Here is a 22443-nt window from a genome sequence, read left to right on the forward strand (position 1 = left end):
GCAAAAATTAAGATTTCTTCGGCTTTGCCCCCATGTAAAAAGTCAGTTTTCCACCAGATGTGATATCGCCATGCTTAATAAATGGCTTAGTCAACTCTTTTCCATTCAATAAAACTTTCTGTACATATACATTTTTATCGCTCTGATTAATTGCTTCAACCGTAAATGTTTTCCCGTTTTCTAAACTTAAGCTAGCATTATTAACTGATGGCGAACCCAATGCATATTCATCGCCACCTGGCGAAACAGGGTAAAAACCTAAAGAAGAAAACATATACCACGCACTCATCTGACCACAATCATCATTACCGCCCAAACCATCTGGAGTTGGTTTATATTGCATTCTTAAAATATGACGCACTTGAGCCTGAGTTTTATAAGCTTGATCTGCCCAGTTATAAAAGTAAGCAACATGATGCGCTGGTTCATTTCCATGCACATAACCGCCAATAATTCCATCACGAGTAATATCTTCAGTTTCTGCGAAAAATTCATCAGGCAAATGCATCGTAAATAAAGTATCTAATCTTAATGCAAATCGTTTTTTCCCTCCCATCAATTCCATTAAAGCAGCTGGATCTTGGGGAACAAAAAAGCTGTAATTCCAACTATTGCCTTCAATAAAGCCTTGTCCATTTGTACTTAATGGATCAAATCCTTTTTTAAATGTACCATCAGCTAATTTAGGGCGCATAAAACCAGTTGCTTTATCGTAATTGTTTTTCCAGTTTCCAGAACGTTTAATAAATTCATCGTAAATATCTTGGCGGTTTAGCTTTTTAGCCATTTGTGCGATTGCCCAATCATCGTATGCATATTCTAGTGTGTTAGAAACAGAAACACCGCTACGTTCTGCAGGGATATAACCTAAATCCATGTAATAGCCAATTCCTTCGTAATTACGATGTTTTGCTGTTGTAATACAAGCATCTAAGGCTTTGTTTGCATCGCCATTGTAAACTCCTTTTACAACTGCATCTGCAATTACAGAAACGCTGTGATAACCACTCATACACCAATTATCATTCGCATAATGCGACCATATTGGCAACATTTGCAAACTACTTTGATCGTAATGCGCTAACATAGATTTCACCATATCATTGTTTCTACTTGGTTGTATAATGTTAAAAAATGGATGCAAAGCTCTATACGTATCCCACAAAGAAAATGTAGTGTAATTAGTAAAACCGCTTGCGGTGTGTACACCTTGATCTAAGCCTTTATATTGTCCATTTACATCTATGTAGGTTGTTGGATTGATAAAAGCGTGATACATTGCGGTGTAAAAATTGGTTTTATCATCTTCTGCAGCTGAAATATTTATTTTATTCAGCTCTTTATTCCATGTAGTTTGTGCTTGTGCTTTAACTTTTTCAAAATCCCATCCGGTAATTTCAGTTCGCATATTTTGCAGTGCATTTTCTTGACTTACTGGAGATAAAGCAAACTTGATTTTAATTTTTTCACCTTCATTGGTATCGAAATCAAAGTACATTCTTACTTTTCTACCTGCTATTTCTGGGAAGTTTTTAGTTTGATCAAATTTACCCCAGAAACCACGATAAGCCTGTTTAGCATCGTAATTCTTTTGTCCGTAACTTTTAAATGGTTTAGAAAAACTCATCGAAAAATACACCGTACGTGTACGAGCCCAGCCATACGTTTGGCGGTAACCTGTTACTAAAGTATCGTTAACCACACGAACATACGTCCACACAGTTTTTTCATCGTAATTATAAATTCCAGCCATTAAATCTAAAATAATATGGCTTTGATTAGATTTCGGGAAAGTATATTGATGCATACCTACACGAGTTGTAGCCGTCATTTCTGCAGTAATGTTATCATCATCTAATTTCACTTTGTAATAACCAGCTTCTGCAACTTCATTGGCATGAGAAAAAGCAGAGCGAAAACCAGTTTTAGTATCACTTGCAATACCTGGGTTTAGTTGTAATTTACCTTGCGTAGGCATAATTAAAAAATCTCCCAAGTCAGAATGGCCAGTTCCACTAAAATGTGTATGACTAAATCCAACTATTGTTTTATCCTCATATTTATATCCTGCACAATATTTATATACATCGCCATTGTATTTTCCATTTACCTCATAAGGAATAGTATCCGTTTCTGGACTTAATTGCACCGCTCCAAAAGGAACCGTTGCACCCGGATAGGTATGCCCCATTTTCTCGGTACCGATTAATGGTTTTACATATTTAACCAGATTTTGTTGTGCATTAGCAACGATTGAAAAGAATAATAAGCAATAAAATAAAGTCTGTTTCATAATTTTATATAGCAGAATAATTAATAGAAAATCTAAGGTATTAATTTTAGATGAAATGTATGATATCATTAATAAAACTACAACTAAAAGGTTTTAGTAAACCCTTATAATTCGTAGAATCAAGTTCTCCTAAAACGTCAGAAATTCGTACCTTAGCAATTAATACCATAACACTAATTGATGAACACTAATATCACCTTACGAGATATTGCCAAAGCGTTAAACTTATCTGTTTCTACCGTATCTAGAGCATTAACAGATAGTTATCAAATTGGAGATGAAACTAAGCAAAAGGTTGTTGCCTATGCTAAGGAGCATCATTATATCCCAAATCGGATGGCTAAAAGTTTAAAAGAAGGCAAAAGTAGATCTATTGGTGTGGTGGTTTGTTCGATTGATAACAATTTTGTGGCACAAATGCTAGATGGTATTGATCAGCATTGTACAGATCATAATTATCAATTGATTATTATGCAAAGCAAGGAATCCTTTGAACAAGAAAAAGCTTGCGTAAACTTATTATATGCTGGCGGAATTGATGGTTTACTAATCTCCCCCGCTTTCCAAACAACAGATTTTGATTATTTAATTAGCTTGCAAAAAACTGGTTTACCTATTGTATTATTTGATAGGTTAAGTGAGCATATTGAAACACATAAAGTTGCAGCAGATAATTTTAAAGGCGCTTATGATGCTACTATGCACTTGATTAATAACGGTTATACTAGTATTGCGCACATTAGTAGTAACACCAAACTAAGCATGGCTACTGATCGTTTTGAAGGATATAAGAAAGCTTTGCGTGAATCAGGTTTAGCTTATCAAGAAGAGTTAGTTAAATTTTGTGATACACCTAATGCAGTTTCTTTAAATCAAAATTTAGAGAAAGCCATACAAGAATTAATGGCCTTAAAAAGCAAACCAACGGCTATTTTTACGGCTACCGATCAATTAACTACAAAATGTTTGTCGCTACTTAATCAACTTGGTTATAAAATTCCAACTGATGTTGCTTTAATTGGTTTTAGCAATACAGATTTGGCCGACGCCTTATACCCTTCTCTAAGCACAATTCATCAACCAGCTTTTGAAATTGGTAATTTGGCTACAAAACAATTATTAGCATTGATAGATAATAAAGAAAGTCAGCCTTACGAAACCGTACTTTTAAATACAACGATTCAAGAAAGAGCATCTAGCCAAAAAACTAAATAGCCTTTTTACATTGTTCAGACTACCTCGAATAATTAATTCATCAAAAACCCGTATTTTTGCATCCTTTAATTTAAGTAATGAGTAAACACGGTAGAATTTTGGTGGCCATGAGTGGCGGGGTTGATAGTTCGGTTGCAGCAGTAATGTTGCACGAGCAAGGGTACGAAGTAATTGGCCTTACCATGAAGACCTGGGATTATGCCACATCTGGTGGAAGTAGTAAAGAAACTGGTTGTTGCAGCTTAGATAGCATTAATGATGCTCGTACGTTGGCTGTAAACTATGGTTTCCCTCATTATATTTTAGATATTCGTGATGAATTTGGCGATTTTGTAATCGACAATTTTGTAGATGAATATTTAGCTGGTCGCACACCAAATCCTTGTGTTTTGTGTAATACCCACATCAAGTGGGAAGCTTTATTAAAACGTGCTAACAAACTAGATTGCGAATTTATTGCAACAGGTCATTATGCAAATATTCGCCAATTAGAAACAGGTAGACACGTAATTTCTAAAGGAAAAGACGAGAATAAAGATCAATCATATGTGCTTTGGGGCGTTTCTCAAGAAAACTTATCACGTACTAAATTCCCGTTAGGTAGTTTTGCAAAAGCTGATATCCGCCAAATGGCGATGGATATGGGACAAGAAGAATTGGCAAAGAAATCTGAGAGTTATGAAATTTGTTTCGTTCCTGACAATGATTACAGAGCATTTTTAAAGCACAAAGTTGAAGATTTAGAAGATAGAGTTGCTGGCGGAAATTTCGTAAACAGTAACGGAATGATTATCGGCCAACATAAAGGCTATCCGTTTTACACTATTGGACAACGTAAAGGTTTAGGCGTTGCTTTTGGCGAACCTATGTTTGTTACTCAGATTTTACCTGAAAGTAATACAGTTGTGTTAGGCAGAGCCGATGAATTGGAACGTAAAGAAGCTATGGTTAGAAATCTTAACCTAATTAAATATGAAAACATTAACGAACCGATGGATAATGTGATTACTAAAATCCGTTATAAAGATGCAGGGATGTTAAGTACAATTGTTCAAGAAAAAGATCAAATGCGTGTGGTTTTTGATCATAATGTTTCTGCAATAGCTCCAGGTCAATCAGCTGTTTTTTATGAAGGCAATGATTTGTTGGGGGGTGGATTTTTGATATAACTAATTATACAAAATAAATAAAGCCGCAGATTTGCAGATTGAAATAATAATCTGCAAATCTGCGGCTTTTTTCTGTTCTTAAAGCTTAAAAAGCCTTATAAATTACTAACGATAGCTGGATCTAATGGTTTTACAGCAGAGCGATAACGGTGTACCAACTCTCCTTTTTCATTAATTAAGAATTTTTCGAAATTCCATTTAATATCACCTTTAAAATCTGGGTTTTCTTGCGTGGTTAAAAACTTAAACAATGGTGTGATATCATCTCCCTTAACACTACTTTTTTCGGCTAAAAGAAAACTTACGCTGTATTTACCAGTACAAAACTCTTTAATTTCGGCATTTGTACCTAATTCTTGTCCGCCAAAATTTCCTTCAGGAAAACCAATTAGCACTACATCTTTACCATATTGTTTATGCAGTTTCTCTAAATCTTCATATTGTGGCGTATACCCACATTTAGAAGCAGTATTTACAATTAATATTTTCTTTCCTCTAAATTTCGAAAGTTTTATGGTTTTACCATCAATGCTTTTAAAAGAAAAATCGTAAACAGTTTTAGGAGGCGTTGGCGCAGTCCATAAACTAAATAGTATTAATAAGGTGTTGATCATGATGTTTATTTTTAGAATATACTAACGAAGATAGTTAGAAATTGGTTTGGGAAAATAATTTTATGGTAAAGAAATTGAGAGATTTATTAAATAACTTAGTAATTATAAATAAACCTCTATGAAAGTAAAACCAATACTAACATTACTTGTTTTTTCCCTCATTGGTTATTCTTGTAAAAAAGAAAAAAGTGATTCGCTAAGCTTATTAACAAGTAAGAAATGGAGAACAACTAGATCAGTATATGAAGGTCCATCAAAACTTTCAATGTTTAGTGAGTGTGAAATAGGTGATATTTATACTTTTAGTGCAAATTCCTTAACAGTAAAACAGAGTCAACCAAACTGCAGCACTCGTCAGTTCACAACCACTTCAGGCTTTAATTACACTTTAGATTTCACTTCGAATACTATTATATCGGAAGATGGAATATATTATTACATTTCTAGTTTAACGACTGATACACTTAAAATGCATCAAAAAATCTCTTATGGAACTAGCACAGTAAAAATTCAATATATTTTTATCCACTAATTTAATTATAGGTCAATATTCCAAAGTTTATTTGATTCGAAAAGATGTTTGTACAGAAATTATATCTGCATATCGATTTGGTTATCAAGCAAGTAAAAGGTAATTATAAAATATTTCGACAATAAAAGTAAGCAGAGGATTTACTTATAAAATGTAGCTAAATAGCAGTCATTAATTTTCTTTTTTTCAATTAAAAGCAAAACCAATTTTGATTTTAGACTTATTTATAGTTTTATTTGCAGAAAAACGTTCTGAATGGCAAAAAATTTACTAATAGTCGAATCACCTGCAAAAGCTAAAACCATAGAGGGGTATTTAGGAAAAGATTTCTTGGTTAAGTCTAGTTATGGTCATATCCGCGATTTAGTAAAAGGAGATATGGGAATAGATACTGATAATAATTTTTCCCAAACCTATGAGGTTCCTGCCGATAAAAAACAAGTCGTTGCCGAATTAAAGAAACTAGCTAAAGAAGCCGAAATGGTATGGCTAGCATCCGATGAGGATCGTGAGGGGGAAGCTATTTCTTGGCACTTATATGAAACGTTGGGCTTAAAAGAAAGCAATACAAAACGTATTGTTTTTCATGAAATTACCAAACCTGCTATATTAAAGGCTATCGATAATCCTCGTACTATTGATTATAATTTAGTTTTTGCTCAACAAGCCCGTCGTGTTCTAGATAGATTAGTAGGTTTTGAACTTTCTCCAGTATTATGGAAAAAAGTTAAGCCTTTCCTATCTGCTGGCCGTGTACAATCTGTCGCAGTGCGATTAATTGTTGATCGCGAACGTGAAGTAAATAAATTTAATAGCACAGCTGCATTTAAAATTACCGCTCAATTTACTACTGGAAAAGGTAAAGAAATTGTAAAAGCAGAATTGCCACAACGTTTTGAAAAAGCAGCTGATGCTGAAAAATTCTTACAGGATTGTGTTAACGCAAATTTTGCAGTAAGTAGTTTGGAAGTTAAACCTGCAAAGAGAAATCCAGCAGCACCATTTACAACATCTACACTACAACAAGAAGCCTCGCGTAAGCTTGGTTTTTCAGTTGCTAGAACAATGCAAATAGCTCAAAAGCTATATGAAAGTGGTAAAATTACATACATGAGAACGGATTCGGTAAATTTATCTCAAACGGCTATTGATGCAGCATCAGCTGAAATTAGATCTGCTTGGGGAGATAAATATCATCAACCTAGAGTTTACAAAACAAAATCTGCAGGTGCACAAGAAGCTCACGAGGCTATCCGTCCTACTTATTTTAATCAACACAGTGTGGATGGAGATAACTCCGAAAAACGTTTATACGATTTAATTTGGAAACGTGCCATCGCTTCACAAATGAGTGAAGCTATTTTTGAAAAGACAAACGTTAATATTAATATATCTACCAGAAAAGAAGAATTATTAGCCGAAGGCGAAGTTTTGAAGTTCGATGGTTTCTTAAAAGTTTATCTAGAATCAACTGATGACGAGGATGAAGAAAATGAGGACAACAATTTGCTTCCACCATTGGCAAAAGGGCAATCGTTAATATTAAAGGAATTAGCAGCAACTGAACGTTTTTCTCGTCCACCTGCAAGATATACAGAGGCAAGTTTAGTTAAGAAATTAGAAGAACTAGGCATTGGCCGACCGTCTACTTATGCGCCAACTATTTCTACGGTTCAAAATCGTGGTTATGTGGTTAAGGAAGATAAAGATGGTAAAAAAAGAGAATTTGTAAGTATGGTTTTGGCTAATGGAAACATTAGTAAAGTAACCAAATCTGAAATAACTGGAGCTGAAAAATCTAAACTCTTCCCTACTGATATTGGTGAAGTTGTAAATGATTTTTTAGTAGAACATTTTAAAGGAATTGTAGATTTTAACTTTACTGCTAAAGTAGAAAAACAGTTCGATGAGATTGCGCAAGGTTTACAAGAATGGACAAAAATGCTCCACTCTTTTTATACTCCTTTCCATAGTGAAGTAGAAAATACGTTAGAAAATGCAGATCGTGCAAATGGAGAACGTTTATTAGGTATTGATCCAACTACTGGTAAAAATGTGTATGCTAAAGTTGGACGTTATGGTCCTTTAGTTCAAATAGGTGAGATATCTGATGATGAGGAAGATAAACCTCGTTATGCAAGTTTAGGCAAATCTCAATCTGTTGGAACAGTTACTTTAGAAGAAGCTTTAGATCAATTCAAATTACCTTTCCAACTAGAAGATTATGAAGGTAAAGAAGTTTCGGTTGGTGTTGGTCGTTTTGGTCCTTATGTGAAATGGGGCGATGCTTTTATTTCTATTCCGAAAAACGAAGATCCTTTAACTGTTGATCAAGTTAGAGCACTAGAAATTATTGGAGAAAAAGTTACTGCTGATGCTCCAGTTGCAGAATATGAAGGTTTACCTGTAACGAAAGGAACTGGAAGATTTGGTCCTTTTATTAAATGGAATAGTTTATTTATCAATGTACCAAAAGCTTATAATTTCGATGCTTTATCTGCAAATGATATTAAGGAATTGATTGAGAAAAAGATTGAGAAAGAGAACAATCGTTATATCCAGCAATGGGAAACTGAGAAAATTGCGATTGAAAACGGTCGTTGGGGACCTTTCATCCGTTTCGGTAAAGAAATGTTGAAATTGAGAAACAATCCTAAAACCAAAGCAAAATATACAGCAGAAGAATTAGCGGAAATTCCATTGGATGATGTTAAAAAACTAATTGTAGAACAATTACCAAAAGCTTTTGATGCTAAGAAAAAAGCACCTGCAAAGAAGAAGGTTGTAGCGAAAAAGAAATAGATCAGGATTAAGGGATTTTAAGATTTTCAAGATTAGATTTGTCATCCAGACTTGTGCCGATTTCACATCGGTAGCGCAGTGAAGGATCTCTAAAATTAAATTCAAAATGAGATTCTTCGCTCCTCGGAAGGACAAAGAATATTGGGTTATGAAAGCAGATTTACCAGAAAATATTGTTGAAGATATTGCTATTGCAGTTGCTTTAGTTGGTGAAACGCCTGAAGTTGGTAGTTGGACTGTTTATGTGGTGAACTTTAAAAATGAACCAATAACCAACGTTTTAATTACATCTAAAGGTTATGGTGAAAAAGACGGTAAACCAGTAAAAACTTCACTTCTTAGACATTTTATTGGCGATTTAAATGCAAATTCTTTTGCAGGTGTTGAAGCTATTGATCCAGCTGTTTTTGGCTTAACTAATGAGTATTGGTTGAGTTATTATATTGGTAAAGAAATCTACGATAAGAAATTCATCTTCCTTCCAGAAAGTATTGTAGAGAATAATTTAATAAGAGTTCCGGTATTGAATATGCCTGGAGTGATGATAAAGTAGTCTTGCCTATTGCGAACTACCTTAGTCCGTCATACCCAACTCGATTGGATATCGTAATGCGAAACATTTTTTCTTATCAGTTAAAGTTCTCTCTTATACTGGAATGAGCATTTACTTTACTAACAATCATCATTAATAGTTGATAAATAATTCATTTTATCATTTCTTTTTTAGCTAATTTTCATACCACATTTACCAATGTAATCTCGTATGAAAAACACATCTAATTCAATTTCTTCAAAAAGTAAGAAATTCGTTCTCTTTGGAGCTATAGCCCTTATTTTAGGCGTTGCTTCATTCTACTTTTTCAAAAACAAAAAGCAACAAGACAATCAGGCGTATGCCAAGTATGTAGAATCGTATACTTCTGGGACAATTTCTAAGAAAAGTTTTATCAGAGTTCATCTAGCTAGTGCTGTAAAAAGTTTAAGTGACATGGGCAAACCTGATGAAAGGGAGCTATTCGATTTCTCTCCAAATATTAAGGGAAAAACTTATTGGGTAGATGCGCAAACTCTTGAATTTAGACCAGATGAGCAACTTAAACCTGATCAGAAATATGATGCTACGTTAAATTTATCGGCCATTACAGCGACTGAGAAAGGTTTAGAAGAATTTGATTTCGATTTTAAAGTAATTAAACCAGGTTTAAACTTAAGTCAAAATGGACTAGTTTCTCAAAACAATACTTCTTTAACTTACATGAAGCTAAGTGGTGAAATTAATACTGCTGATGTTGAAGAGCAAACCAATATTGAAAAAACAATTAGCCTAGATTTTGGTCAGAAACTGAAAATAAAATGGCAGCATGATCCAGAAAAACATCGTTCTACTTTCGTAATTGATAGTATTAAAAAAACAAATCAGGAGCAAAATTTACTTGTAAAGTGGAGCGGTGATGTGTTTGGTGCTGACGATACTAAGGGCGAGGAAAAGATTGTTGTGCCGGCGCAAGGTGTTTTTAAAGTACTTGATATTAAAGCTATTCAGGGTTTAGAAGATTATGCTTTAATTCAGTGTTCGGAACCTGTAAATGTAGCGCAAGATTTGAATGGATTAATACAGGTTGGCAGTTTACAAGATCTTCGTTTTACGATAGACGCAAGTCAGATTAAAGTTTATGCACCAGATGTATTAGAAGGAAATTATGGTGTAACAGTAAATTCGACGATTACCAATATTGATGGCAAGGCTTTACAAAGCACTAAAACAGCAAATATCGTTTTCGAAAACAAATTACCTTCTGTAACTATTGCTGGTTCGGGTACTATTTTACCTAATTCTGGCAAGTTGGTTTTACCTTTTGAAGCTGTAAATTTAAAAGCAGTTGATGTAACGGTAATCAAGATTTATGAGAATAATATTCCTCAGTTTTTTCAGGTAAATAATTATAAAGAAGGAAATGAGTTGAGAAGAGTTGCAAAACCAGTTGTACAGAAAACAATTCGTTTGGATGAAGATAAAGGCGTTAATCTGCATAAGAAAACTCGTTTTACTTTAGATTTAGATAAACTGATTCGGACTGAACCCGGAGCAATGTATCGCGTTACAATTGGTTTTAGACAGGCATATAATGTTTACGATTGCAAAGAAAATACTGAAACAGTTGATGATGGTGATGAAGAAAGTTATGATAGTTATGGCGATAAAATAGATGAAGATGATGAGTTTTGGGAGCAATACGATAGTTATTATCCAAATCATTATAGGTGGAGTGATAAAAATAATCCTTGCACCCCATCCTATTACACTAACGAACGTTGGGCAAGTCGCAATTTATTAGCATCCAACATCGGCTTGGTAGCCAAAAGAGGAAATGATAACAGTATGCTTATTGTTGCTACCGATTTATTAACCGCAAAACCTTTAAGCGGCGTAAGTTTAGAATTATTGGATTATCAGCGTCAATTATTAACAACTGTAAAAACAGATGGTGATGGATTGGCAACTTTGGATTTAAAACGGAAACCATTCTTGCTAATTGCTAAAAAAGGAAATGAGCGTGGTTATTTAAAATTAGATGATGGAAATTCGCTACCATTAAGTCGTTTTGATGTAAGCGGAGATGTAGTTCAGAATGGAATTAAAGGATTTATTTATGGCGAACGTGGCGTTTGGCGACCTGGAGATAGTGTGTATTTATCGTTCATTTTAGAAGATAAATTGAAGAAACTTCCAGAAAACTATCCAGTTACTTTCGAGTTTTATAATCCAAAAGGTCAGTTGGCAAAACGAATGGTGAGTGCACAAGCTTTAAACGGATTTTACACATTTAAAACTGCTACAGAAAATACAGCACCGACTGGCAATTGGTTAGCAAAAGTTAAGGTTGGTGGCGCATCTTTCTCTAAAACTATTAAAGTAGAAACCATTATGCCAAATCGCTTAAAAATCAATTTTGATTTAGGCGGAAAAACGTATTTAGGCAATGGTGCATCATCTGCCACTACCCTATCTGCAAAGTGGTTATTTGGTACTCCTGCACAAAATTTAAAAGCCAAGGTCGATGTAAATTTAAATACTACTGAAACTAAGTTTAAAGGGTTTGATGATTATACATTTGATAATCCTACGGTTAAGTTTCAATCACAACTTAAAACCATATTTGAAGGTACATTAAATGCCGCAGGAACTGCTGTAGTAAACACAAATTTAAGTGAAAGCAATACTGCTCCAGGGGTGTTGAGAGCCAATTTCACCACTAAAGTTTTTGAACCAGGAGGTAATTTTAGCATTGATAATTTTAGCATTCCTTATCATGTTTATACTAGTTATTTAGGGATTAAAACTCCGAAGGGAGATCATTTAAGTGGTTTATTATTAACTGGACAAGATCATAAAATTGAAGTTGTAAATGTAAATAGAGATGGTCGTTTATTAGGCGGAAGCAAAAGGGTTCAAGTAGAATTATACAAAGTCCAGTGGCGTTGGTGGTGGGAACAAGATAACCAAGATAGCTATGCAAATTTCACTCAAAATGAGTATAATAAGCTCATTAAGAAAGAAAGTATATCCTTAAGTAATGGAAAAGGTTCTTGGAGTTTCAGAATTAATGAACCAGAATGGGGACGTTATTTAATTTTAATTCGTGATGAAAATGGCGGTCATACAACTGGGAAATCTGTTTATATAGATTGGCCAGGTTGGGCGCAACGTGAGCAGGCAAATAACCCTACCGATGCATCAATGTTATCATTTACTGCTAATAAAGAGAAATTTAATGTTGGTGAAGATATTACATTAACCATCCCTACTGGAGAAAATGGTAGAGCTTTAATTTCAATTGAAAATGGAAGTCGCGTGTTAAAAACGTATTGGATTGATACAGAAAAAGGTCAAACACAGTTTAAGTTTAAGGCGGAGAAAAATATGGCGCCGAATGTATTTGCGAACATCACATTGTTGCAACCACATGCACAAACGCTAAATGATTTACCGATTAGGATGTATGGTGCAATTCCATTAACAATTGAAGATCCAGAAACCATATTAAAACCAGTTATAAAAATGGCAAATACGCTTAAACCAGAGGTTGAAAGTAGTATTACCGTAGGTGAAGCAAATGGTAAAGCGATGACGTATACAATTGCTTTGGTAGATGAAGGATTGTTAGATTTAACTCGTTTTAAAACTCCAGATCCGCATAGTATATTTTATGCAAGAGAAGGTTTGGGCGTTAAAACATGGGATTTATTTGATCAGGTTTTAGGCGCATGGGGCGGAAATTTAGAACGCATTTTAAGTATTGGCGGCGACGGTTCTATTAACAAAAACTTAAATCCTGCTAAGGCAAATAGATTTAAAGCTGTTGTTAAATTTATGGGACCATTTTCTTTAGCCAAAGGCGAAAATAAAACACATAAATTCACCTTACCACAATACATTGGTTCGGTAAGAGCAATGGTTATTGCTGGTGATAATGGCGCTTATGGCTATGCAGAAAAAGCGGTTGAAGTTAAAAAACCGTTAATGGTTTTAGCTACTTTACCACGAGTAATTGGACCAGGAGAAAGCTTTACATTGCCAGTAAACGTTTTCGCAACCAATAACAATTTAAAGAATGTGAGTGTGCAATTACAAAGCACTAACTTGATTATTGATGGTGCAAAAACACATCAATTAACCTTTAAACAAGCTGGTGAGCAAATGACTTACTTTAATATTGTTGCACCAAACACAGTTGGTATAGCAAAAGTTAAAATAATTGCACAAAGTGGATCAGAAAAAACTGTTTATGATGTTGAAATGGATATTCGTAATCCAAACCCGTACATAACTAATGTAGTTTCTGCTACCATACAGCCTAAGCAAACTTGGAAAACAAGTTATGCTCCAATTGGAATGGCAGGCACAAATGCCGGGACTGTAGAAATTTCTTCAATCCCTCCTATTGATTTGAATAAAAGATTGAGTTATCTAATTCAATATCCGCATGGTTGCGTAGAACAAACTACATCGAGTATTTTTCCTCAATTAATGTTAGATAAATTAACTCCACTCACTACTCAGAAAAAAACTGAAGTAGAACGAAATATTAAGTTGGGTATTAATAGATTAAAAGGCTTTCAAGCTACCGATGGTGGATTAAGTTACTGGCCAGGAGAAGGTTCATCTGATGAATGGGGAACGAATTATGCTGGACATTTCTTAGTAGAAGCACAAAATGCAGGTTACACTTTACCAGTTGGACTTTTAGATGAATTAATTCGTTATCAGAAAACAAAAGCAACGAATTGGGCACCAAATAACACTAATTTTTACGGTGGCGATTTAAGTCAAGCGTATCGTTTATACGTTTTGGCTTTGGCGAAAAAACCAGAAATGGCGGCGATGAATAGATTACGAGCTTTTGAATATCTTTCAGTTAGTGCAAAATGGAGATTAGCAGCGGCGTATCAATTAGCTGGACAATCTGCGGCAGCAAATGGTTTAATTAATGGTTTAGCCCAAACTGTACAGCCTTATACACAATTGGGTGGTACTTATGGTTCTGACTTAAGAGATGAGGCCATGATTATGGAAACCTTAACCTTAATGGGGCAAAAAGGTAAAGCTGCCCAATTATTGCAAACAGTTGCTGCTCGCCTTGGTCAAAATACGTGGTATAGTACACAAACAACTGCTTATAGTTTATTGGCTATCGCTAAATTCTGTGGACAAAATAATGCTTCAAATAAGTTGCAATATAATTATGTTTTAGATGGACAAAAAGGAAATATCAATAGTGAGCAATACTTAAATAGCACAACGCTTAATTTTAAAAACAATACTGCGAGTATTACGAACACTGGTAATAATGTGTTGTTTGTGCGTTTAATTTTACAAGGTCAACCAGTTGCAGGGCAAAATAATTTCTTACCAAATAAACCTGATATATTGGATATGAATGTGAGTTATAAATCTTTAAAAGGGCAAGTTATTAATCCAACTATTTTAAAACAAGGCACAGATTTTTATGCAGAAGTAACCGTTAAAAATCCTGGAAAGATGGGTTATTATGAGCAAATGGCATTAACACAAATCTTCCCATCGGGTTGGGAAATTATTAATACTCGACTAAATGATAATGAAAGTGCATTGGCTTCAGCCGCTTACACCTATCGTGATGTGAGAGATGATAGAGTATTTACCTATTTCAATATCCGTGAAAATGAAACGTTAACCTACAAAGTATTACTAAATGCATCTTATTTGGGCAAATATTATTTATCGGCTGTGCAATGCGAAGCGATGTACAATAATAATATTAGCGCCACGCAAGCTGGTAAATGGGTACAAGTTGTGAAATAGATAAAATAATAAAGAACAAGGATAGAAGATATCGTCGTCATTGCGAGCAAAGCGAAGCAATCTTTCATGCAGAATAGATTGCTTCGCCCGGTAAAAAATCGGGACTCGCAATGACGAATTTTTCAACTAAAACTTACAATCTTGGCCAAATATTTATCATTAAAAAACGAATAAACCCAAAAGCTAATCTCAAAAAAGTAATTATTTTTTCCATAACGATATGTTTTGATGTAAATCAAAATTATCTTAGAAATGTTACCCCTATAAAATCAAATAATGAATAAACAACAAAAAGCTGTACTAATTTCCGATAGCATTTGCTTTTTGTTTTGTTTGGTTTTTCTGTTTTCCTTGCCAAAACAATTGTTTAAATCGCCTACATCTTATGTGATAGAAGCGAGTAATGGCGAGTTATTAAGTGCAGCTATTGCCAGCGATGGCCAATGGCGCTTCCCTATTGCAGATACCATTCCTGATAAATTTATAAAATGTATTACTGCTTTTGAAGATCAACGTTTTTTCCTGCATTTCGGAGTTGATCCTGTTGCCATGAGCAGAGCGATGAAACAAAATATCAAAGCTGGCGGTGTGGTAAGTGGTGGAAGTACATTAAGCATGCAAGTTATTCGTTTATCGCGTAGGCAAAATCGCAGTATTTGGCAAAAGATAACAGAAATGTGGTTGGCTATGCGATTAGAGTTTCGTTATTCTAAACAAGAAATTATTAGTTTATATGCATCCAATGCTCCGTTTGGCAGTAATGTGGTAGGTTTAGATGCAGCAAGCTGGCGATATTTTGGCAGGAAAGCAGAAAATTTATCTTGGGGTGAAATGGCTACATTAGCGGTGTTGCCAAATAGTCCGTCGCTCGTTCATCCTGGCAAGAATTCTAGTCGTTTAATTAAAAAACGTAACGACTTATTGGATAAATTAACAAAGCTGAATATTATTGATCAAGCCACAGCAGAATTATCTAAATCTGAACCAATTCCTGGTAAACCTTTACCGCTGCCGCAAAATGCACCTCATCTTCTTAATCGTTTTAAGGAAGAAAAAAACTCATTACAAGTAAAATCAACCAGTTTAACAACTACCATAGATTATGATTTACAATTAAAGATTAACGAATTATTGAAGCGATATAACAATCGGTACAAAGCGAACGACATTAACAATATTGCTGCTTTAGTGCTTGATGTGAAGAATGGAACTGTAAAAAGCTATGTAGGCAATTGTTATCAGCCTGAAAATGCGGCATTAGAGAGCCATGTGGATATGATTAAAGCGCCGCGTAGCCCTGGAAGCACATTAAAACCCTTATTGTATGCGAGTATGTTAAGTGATGGAATGCTACTGCCGCATACGTTGGTTCCAGATGTTCCGACACAAATTGGCGGTTATTCTCCTCAAAATTATGATTTAGGCTATGATGGAGCTATTTCGGCAGATAAGGCTTTAAGTAGATCCTTAAATATTCCGGCAGTTAAAATGCTACAACAATATAAATATGAACGATTTTACGATAAACTTAAAAAACTTGGTTTTACAACTTTAAATCAACCTGCAGATCATTATGGTTTATCTTTAATTTTAGGTGGTAGCGAAGTTACCATGTGGGATTTGGCGAAAAGTTATTTGGGCATGGCTAGAACTTTAAACCATTTTAACGATTATCAAGGTAAATATAATCCGCATGATTATGATACTCCTATTTACAGTAAATCCGTTCAATCATCCGTAAAAAAAGGAGAAACAGAGTTGAATTCTATAGTTGACCACGGTGCAATTTGGGCAACTTTTAATGCAATGGAAGAAGTAATGCGACCTGGTGATGAAGGCTTATGGGAGCAATTTTCCTCATCGCAGCGAGTAGCTTGGAAAACAGGAACTAGTTTTGGTTTTAGAGATGCTTGGGCAATTGGTTTAACGCCAAATTATGTAGTTTGTGTTTGGGTAGGCAATGCCGATGGAGAAGGTAGACCAGGTTTAATGGGCATTGAAGTTGCTGCACCAGTATTATTTGATATTTTTAGACAATTACCTTCATCAAAGTGGTTTGAAACTCCAAAAACCAAGCTTAAAAAAATAGTAGTTTGTAAACAAAGTGGATTTAAAGCTGGAGAATATTGTACAGATAAAATTACTGAATTGGTACCTGTTGCAGGCGAGAAAACTATAGTTTGTCCTTATCATAAATTAGTGCATTTAAATGCTTCAGCTACATTTAGAGTAACTGATAAATGTGAAAGCACTGCACAAATGCAACATAAAAACTGGTTTATTCTTCCGCCAGCAATGGAATATTATTACAAAATAAAAAATAGCGATTATAAAATATTACCTCCTTTTAAACCAGGTTGTGATGATGCAGGCGGAAATGTGGTGATGGATATGATTTACCCTAAAAATAACGCAGTAATTTATATCCCATTGGAGCTAGATGGAACTAGAGGAAAAGTTATTTTAAATGCTGCACACAGAAATCCTGAAACCAAAATCTATTGGCATATTGATGCCGAATTTGTGGGCAGTACAAAATCATTTCATCAATTAGCAATTAGTCCATCGCCAGGAAAACATACCTTAACTTTAGTTGATGAAAATGGTGAACGTTTGGTGCAAGTTTTTACAGTTTTAGATAAGGATAAAAAGAAATCCACTAATTAGATTCAGTTTCTATTACCGAATGTTTCTTTAATTTTCTTTCTACTGCCCCCACTGTAATTAAATATTGAGCAGCCATGTAAGTCGCCATAATTGGTATTCCAGCAAATTCAAAAGGAATAACGAATTTATTAAAAGCTAAAAGTGAGTCTGAAATCAAAAACAATATAGCACCCCAAAAAATCAGATTAAAACTAAAGGTATTCACTCTTCCCTTTCTATTTACAGCCATAATTGCCATAAACGATATCACAAAAGAATAAATTAGTACAGGAATTTTCATCTCGTTTAAATGTGGTCTTAAATACAGGTAAAAGCCTAAACAGAAAAGTCCAAATACAACTAAGGCAATTTTTGTGTATTTCTTTTCTATGGAAGGATACCATTTGTAATCTAAATAAAATGCACTGATATAGGCAATATGGCCAATTAAAAATGAGATCAATCCAAACATAAAGAATGAGGAATCAACATCATTAAACATCAAGAAACAATCGCCAGCTAAACCAAATACTAACCCAATAAATATCCTTTTAGCAAATCTTCCTCTTAGCTGAGTATGATAGCCTAAGAAAATCATTAAAGAAATAGTAATTAATGGCTTAATGATATAGTGGAAATCTGCTAAAACCAGCTTTGCACTTTTTGGATCTGTCTCAACTAATATTTGAAAAAAGAAAACTACGAAAAATGCAAAGCTAAACTGAAGGTGTCTTTTGAACATGAAGAAGAGAGTTTTGTAAATAATAAAACCAAATTGACGAGCAAATTTGGATGCTAAGTACACTTATAGCAAGTGCATTAAAAATGGCTATATCCTTAAATAAATATAGCGCTACGATACTTAAAGTTAGTCGGCTATATTCAAAATGTCTTAGCCAAGGTTTATTTTCTAAAAGTGCGCCACAGCTTAATAAAGTAAAAATTGTAAAAGTTGCAGCGCAGATAATAGCTACCATTTCTAATTTAGGATATAAAAATAGCAATGAAGAGCCAGCTGCTAATGCAACAATAAATTGCACTAACACATATAAAATCACATTTTTACTGTAATTAGCATCGAATTTTTTATAATTAAGCGTATCAATTTCTGGTGGTGATTTAAATCCACCTAGTTTTGCAGGAAACCATCCTGGTGGTTTTATAAACACTTTAATTTTATCAGAAATGCTATCTGATTTTTTAGCCGTATCCCAAAGTTCTGCCCAGTAATGCACATTTGCCCAAACGGGATTCCAACTCGCTAAAGGCGTTGTAATTCCATAATAAACTTCCTCTTCTTCTTTTTGAAAAGTACCGAACATTTTATCCCAAATAATTAAGGAACCAGCGTGGTTTTTATCAATATATTTCGGATTAGTACCATGATGAACTCTATGATGTGATGGCGTATTTATAATGTATTCTAAAAAACCCATGCTTTTAATGGTACGTGTATGTATCCAAAACTGATATAACGTATTAAAAGCGCTTAAGGTTACAAACATTAGTGGATCGAAACCTATTAAAGCCAACGGAAGATAAAATACCCAAGAAAACCAGCTTTGAAACCAAGATTGACGTAAAGCAACTGTTAAATTGTATTCTTCAGATTGATGATGAACAATATGTGCTGCCCATAACGCATTAATTTCATGACTCATTCTATGAAACCAGTAATAGAAAAAATCTACCCCGATGAATAGAATAATCCAAACCCAAATGGTATCGGCTAAAGTAAATAATCGCCAATGTTCGAAAATATAGGTATAACCAAAAAACAGTACAGTTTTCATAAACAAACCTGTAATCTGTTGCCCAATACCTTGACTTAAATTCGCAATAGAATCATTTATACGATAATATCCTAGTTTTTTATAGAAAGTATACGCCAGTTCTATTCCTATTAGGATAAAAAAAACTGGAATAGATAGAGCGATATAATCTACTTTCATTTTACTAATTTATAATAAATAATGGTCTATTTCCATATTATAGTGGAGTAGAAACAAAATCATTATAAGTTATTGAAATTCAAGCACAAAAAAATTGCGGACAAAAATCCGCAATGCTTTTATAAGGTTGAAACTTATGAAACTAAGTTTCAGATAAGAAATATTAATCCGTAAAAATCCTTTAGCCAATTAGACTTTAAAAGCCAAAGGAATACTACTTTTTAGTAACTACGCTCTCTGCTGTTGTTACGTTTAAAGCCACCACCTGCGTTACCGCCACCAGTGTTAGGTTTTTCTTGCGCTTCAGCAACTTTAATTCTGTTACCGTTGTAATCTCCGCCGTTCATTCTTTTGATAGCTTCTTTAGCTTCTTCATCATTAGGCATCTCTACAAAACCAAAGCCACGGCTCTGATTAGTTTCGCGGTCTTTAATAATTCTAAGTGATTTTACTTGACCGAAATCACCAAATACGGCTGTTAATTCATCTTCCCCTACTTCTAAAGGAAGGCCTGTAATAAATATCTTCATTAATGTTTAAAAATTTGCACAAAGATACAAAAAATTATGGTTATTTTGCTATCTAAGTGTCAGTAAATCCTATTTATAAGTAATTGTTTTTCAATAATGTTAAGAAAACAAATCACTTAATTTATAAACAAACTAACACTGCAAATTGTGTTGAGAGATTTGAAATGATTATTATCATACTCGATTATCCCCTTCCAGCCATTTTTATCATTCTATGTGCTAAATCTTTTCCTAAATAACCATCTATAATTCCATGCACTAAATATAAAATTGGTGTCATTGCTAACGCGATAACAAACTTATAAATATAACCAACCAAGCCAATTGCTGCTACCATTTGCCAACTCCAATGATACATTGGATTTAAGTAGAAAGCGATAAATATCACTACAAAACTATCTATCAATTGAGAAATTACGGTAGAACCTGTAGCTCGTAACCATAGTGCTTTTTCGCCAGTAAACTTTTTAATTCGATGAAAAATCAAAACATCCACCATCTGACCAATTAAAAAAGCAGTAATAGAGCCCACAATAATCCACATACCTTGACCAAAAATCGCATCGAAAGCAGTAGTCATATTTATATTTTGGCCATCTACATGTTGCATAACCCAAAAATCTGATGGTTGTAATTTCATAGCCAACCAAACGACTAAAAATGCAAAGCCAATTAAAATACTAGTCAAAATAGATAAAAAACGAACCTGTTTTACACCAAAGTATTCATTAATAATATCTGTCATGATAAAAATAATGGGCCAGGTTAACACACCAGCAGACATATTAAAAGAAAGATTTTTTACACCGAACAAATTAATATCAAATTTCTGAAGGCCTAATGTACCTTCAACTGAAAAAATTTTTACTCCAATAAACTCTGATAAAATGGCATTTGCCACAAAAAATGCACCTAGAACAAGTAGCAATCGGCTTTCTTTGGTTTTAAAAGTCATGTAGCTAAAATACGACTATTTTGATAGAAACGAAATTTTAGGCATTTAGCATCAAACTCAAACTACTATTTCTCTCTTTTTGACAAACTTTAGACGACTAAAAACTTTCAAATCCTCATCTTTGCGCCTCTTTAAAATCATACACATGGCTAAATCTAAATCATTTTTTCTCATCCTAATTTTAGGATCACTTGCTGCTTTAGGTCCATTTTCTATTGATATGTATTTGCCTGGTTTTAAAGCTATTGCACAAGATTTAAATACAGGTGTACCAAATGTTTCGTTGTCATTATCAAGTTTCTTTATCGGCATTTCTGCTGGTCAATTATTGTATGGACCATTATTAGATAAATTCGGCAGAAAAAAGCCTTTATATTTTGGATTAGCACTTTATATATTATCCTCATTAGGTTGTTTATTGGTTACTTCGATAGACCAATTAATTGTGTTGAGATTTGTACAAGCAATTGGAAGTTGCGCCACAGCCGTTGCATCTGTAGCTATGGTAAGAGATTTATTTACAGTTAAAGAAAGTCCAAAGGTTTTTGCCTCTTTAATGTTAGTTATTGCGGTATCGCCAATGTTAGCGCCAACAGCTGGTGGTTATCTTATAGCGGCTTTAGGCTGGCAATCGGTATTTGTATTTTTAAGTTTTATGGCTTTATTAATGCTATTAGCATGTATTTGGTGGTTACCAGAAAGTTATAAACCAGATCCAACTTATTCTTTAAAACCAAAACCTATTTTAAGTAATTTCTTATTGGTACTTAAAGAACCAGGCTTTTACACTTATGCATTGGTAAGCGCCATCACTTTTAGTGGCTTATTTGCTTATGTATCATCATCACCTGTGGTTTTTATGGATTTATACCAAGTAACCGAAACAGGTTACGGTTGGATTTTCGCTTTGCTATCAGTTTCATTTATCGGATTTAGTCAAGTAAACAGCATTATTTTAAAATGGTTTACCAGTAAAAACATTGTCTTTTGGGCACTAATAGCGCAGTGTATTTTTAGTATATTATTTTTATCAGCAGCGCTGAATGACCTTTTAAATTTATACACTACAATTGGTTTTATCGCCTTATTTTTAGGCTGTTTAGGTTTTATCAATCCAAATGCTTCGGCACTTGCCCTCGCTCCCTTCAGTAAAAATGCAGGAAGCGCATCAGCTTTAATGGGAGCTTTACAAATGGGTTTAGGCGCATTAGCATCTGCAGTAATTAGTCTATTTGCAGCCGATGTAGTTTGGCCAATGCCAGCTGTAATGACAATTGCCGCTTTAATCGCATTATTTTGTTTACTTATCGGAAAAAATAAAATTCGTCCAGTTTCTGCAAATCAATAAATCAGGTATCATTCTATTAAAAATGGCTATAATTTTATAGGATT

Annotated in this window: 14 protein-coding genes; 8 read left to right on the forward strand and 6 right to left on the reverse strand. The window is 34.1% G+C overall.

Annotated features, from left to right (window positions below; genetic code table 11):
- Positions 1-7: 7 nt before the first annotated feature.
- A complete protein-coding gene (locus GM921_RS05535; protein ID WP_182921600.1) occupies positions 8-2293 on the reverse strand; it encodes a GH92 family glycosyl hydrolase in 2286 nt (761 codons plus the stop codon).
- A 180-nt stretch (positions 2294-2473) separates the two neighbouring features.
- Here GM921_RS05535 and GM921_RS05540 point away from each other — a divergent pair, with 180 nt between their 5' ends.
- Positions 2474-3508 carry a LacI family DNA-binding transcriptional regulator gene (locus GM921_RS05540; protein ID WP_182921601.1) on the forward strand — a complete coding sequence of 345 codons (1035 nt, stop codon included), beginning with the start codon at positions 2474-2476 and terminating at the stop codon, positions 3506-3508.
- Positions 3509-3585: 77 nt separating this feature from the next.
- Entirely contained in the window at positions 3586-4677 is a 1092-nt protein-coding gene (mnmA, locus tag GM921_RS05545; RefSeq protein ID WP_182921602.1) for a tRNA 2-thiouridine(34) synthase MnmA, read from the forward strand.
- A 95-nt stretch (positions 4678-4772) separates the two neighbouring features.
- On the opposite strand, the gene GM921_RS05550 is transcribed toward mnmA, so the two are convergent.
- Entirely contained in the window at positions 4773-5291 is a 519-nt protein-coding gene (locus tag GM921_RS05550; RefSeq protein WP_182921603.1) for a glutathione peroxidase, read from the reverse strand.
- Between the two features lie 118 nt (positions 5292-5409).
- On the opposite strand from GM921_RS05550, the gene GM921_RS05555 reads away from it, so the two are divergent.
- The 5 genes from GM921_RS05555 to pbpC all read left to right on the forward strand — a co-directional run bounded on the left by GM921_RS05555 (position 5410) and on the right by pbpC (position 17635).
- Positions 5410-5823: a lipocalin-like domain-containing protein gene (locus GM921_RS05555; protein ID WP_182921604.1), complete on the forward strand. Its 414-nt coding sequence runs from the start codon at positions 5410-5412 to the stop codon at positions 5821-5823.
- 255 nt (positions 5824-6078) lie between these two features.
- Positions 6079-8625 (forward strand): type I DNA topoisomerase, encoded by a 2547-nt coding sequence (gene topA, locus GM921_RS05560; RefSeq protein WP_182921605.1) that lies wholly within the window; start codon positions 6079-6081, stop codon positions 8623-8625.
- A gap of 148 nt (positions 8626-8773) precedes the next feature.
- Complete coding sequence (locus tag GM921_RS05565) at positions 8774-9178, forward strand: hypothetical protein (protein ID WP_182921606.1); 405 nt, start codon at positions 8774-8776, stop codon at positions 9176-9178.
- A 210-nt stretch (positions 9179-9388) separates the two neighbouring features.
- Complete coding sequence (locus GM921_RS05570) at positions 9389-14968, forward strand: alpha-2-macroglobulin family protein (protein ID WP_182921607.1); 5580 nt, start codon at positions 9389-9391, stop codon at positions 14966-14968.
- Between the two features lie 276 nt (positions 14969-15244).
- The gene (pbpC, locus tag GM921_RS05575; RefSeq protein ID WP_182921608.1) at positions 15245-17635 is read left to right on the forward strand and encodes a penicillin-binding protein 1C; all 2391 of its coding nucleotides are present in this window, start codon (positions 15245-15247) and stop codon (positions 17633-17635) included.
- On the opposite strand, the gene GM921_RS05580 is transcribed toward pbpC, so the two are convergent.
- From GM921_RS05580 to GM921_RS05595, 4 genes are all read right to left on the reverse strand, one after another.
- On the reverse strand, positions 17628-18356 hold the full coding sequence (locus GM921_RS05580; protein WP_182921609.1) for a lysoplasmalogenase: 729 nt from the start codon (positions 18354-18356) through the stop codon (positions 17628-17630). The two genes, pbpC and GM921_RS05580, sit on opposite strands and share 8 nt — an antisense overlap.
- Positions 18331-19566, reverse strand: coding sequence for a sterol desaturase family protein (locus GM921_RS05585; protein ID WP_182921610.1), 1236 nt, complete (start codon positions 19564-19566; stop codon positions 18331-18333). The genes GM921_RS05580 and GM921_RS05585 overlap by 26 nt, the downstream gene beginning before the upstream one ends.
- A gap of 221 nt (positions 19567-19787) precedes the next feature.
- Positions 19788-20096: an RNA recognition motif domain-containing protein gene (locus tag GM921_RS05590; protein ID WP_173268933.1), complete on the reverse strand. Its 309-nt coding sequence runs from the start codon at positions 20094-20096 to the stop codon at positions 19788-19790.
- A gap of 184 nt (positions 20097-20280) precedes the next feature.
- The gene (locus tag GM921_RS05595) at positions 20281-21051 is read right to left on the reverse strand and encodes a queuosine precursor transporter (RefSeq protein WP_182921611.1); all 771 of its coding nucleotides are present in this window, start codon (positions 21049-21051) and stop codon (positions 20281-20283) included.
- Between the two features lie 145 nt (positions 21052-21196).
- On the opposite strand from GM921_RS05595, the gene GM921_RS05600 reads away from it, so the two are divergent.
- Positions 21197-22399 (forward strand): multidrug effflux MFS transporter, encoded by a 1203-nt coding sequence (locus GM921_RS05600; protein ID WP_182921612.1) that lies wholly within the window; start codon positions 21197-21199, stop codon positions 22397-22399.
- Positions 22400-22443: the final 44 nt, after the last annotated feature.

The organism is Pedobacter planticolens, assembly GCF_014172375.1.
Taxonomy (GTDB): domain Bacteria; phylum Bacteroidota; class Bacteroidia; order Sphingobacteriales; family Sphingobacteriaceae; genus Pedobacter; species Pedobacter planticolens.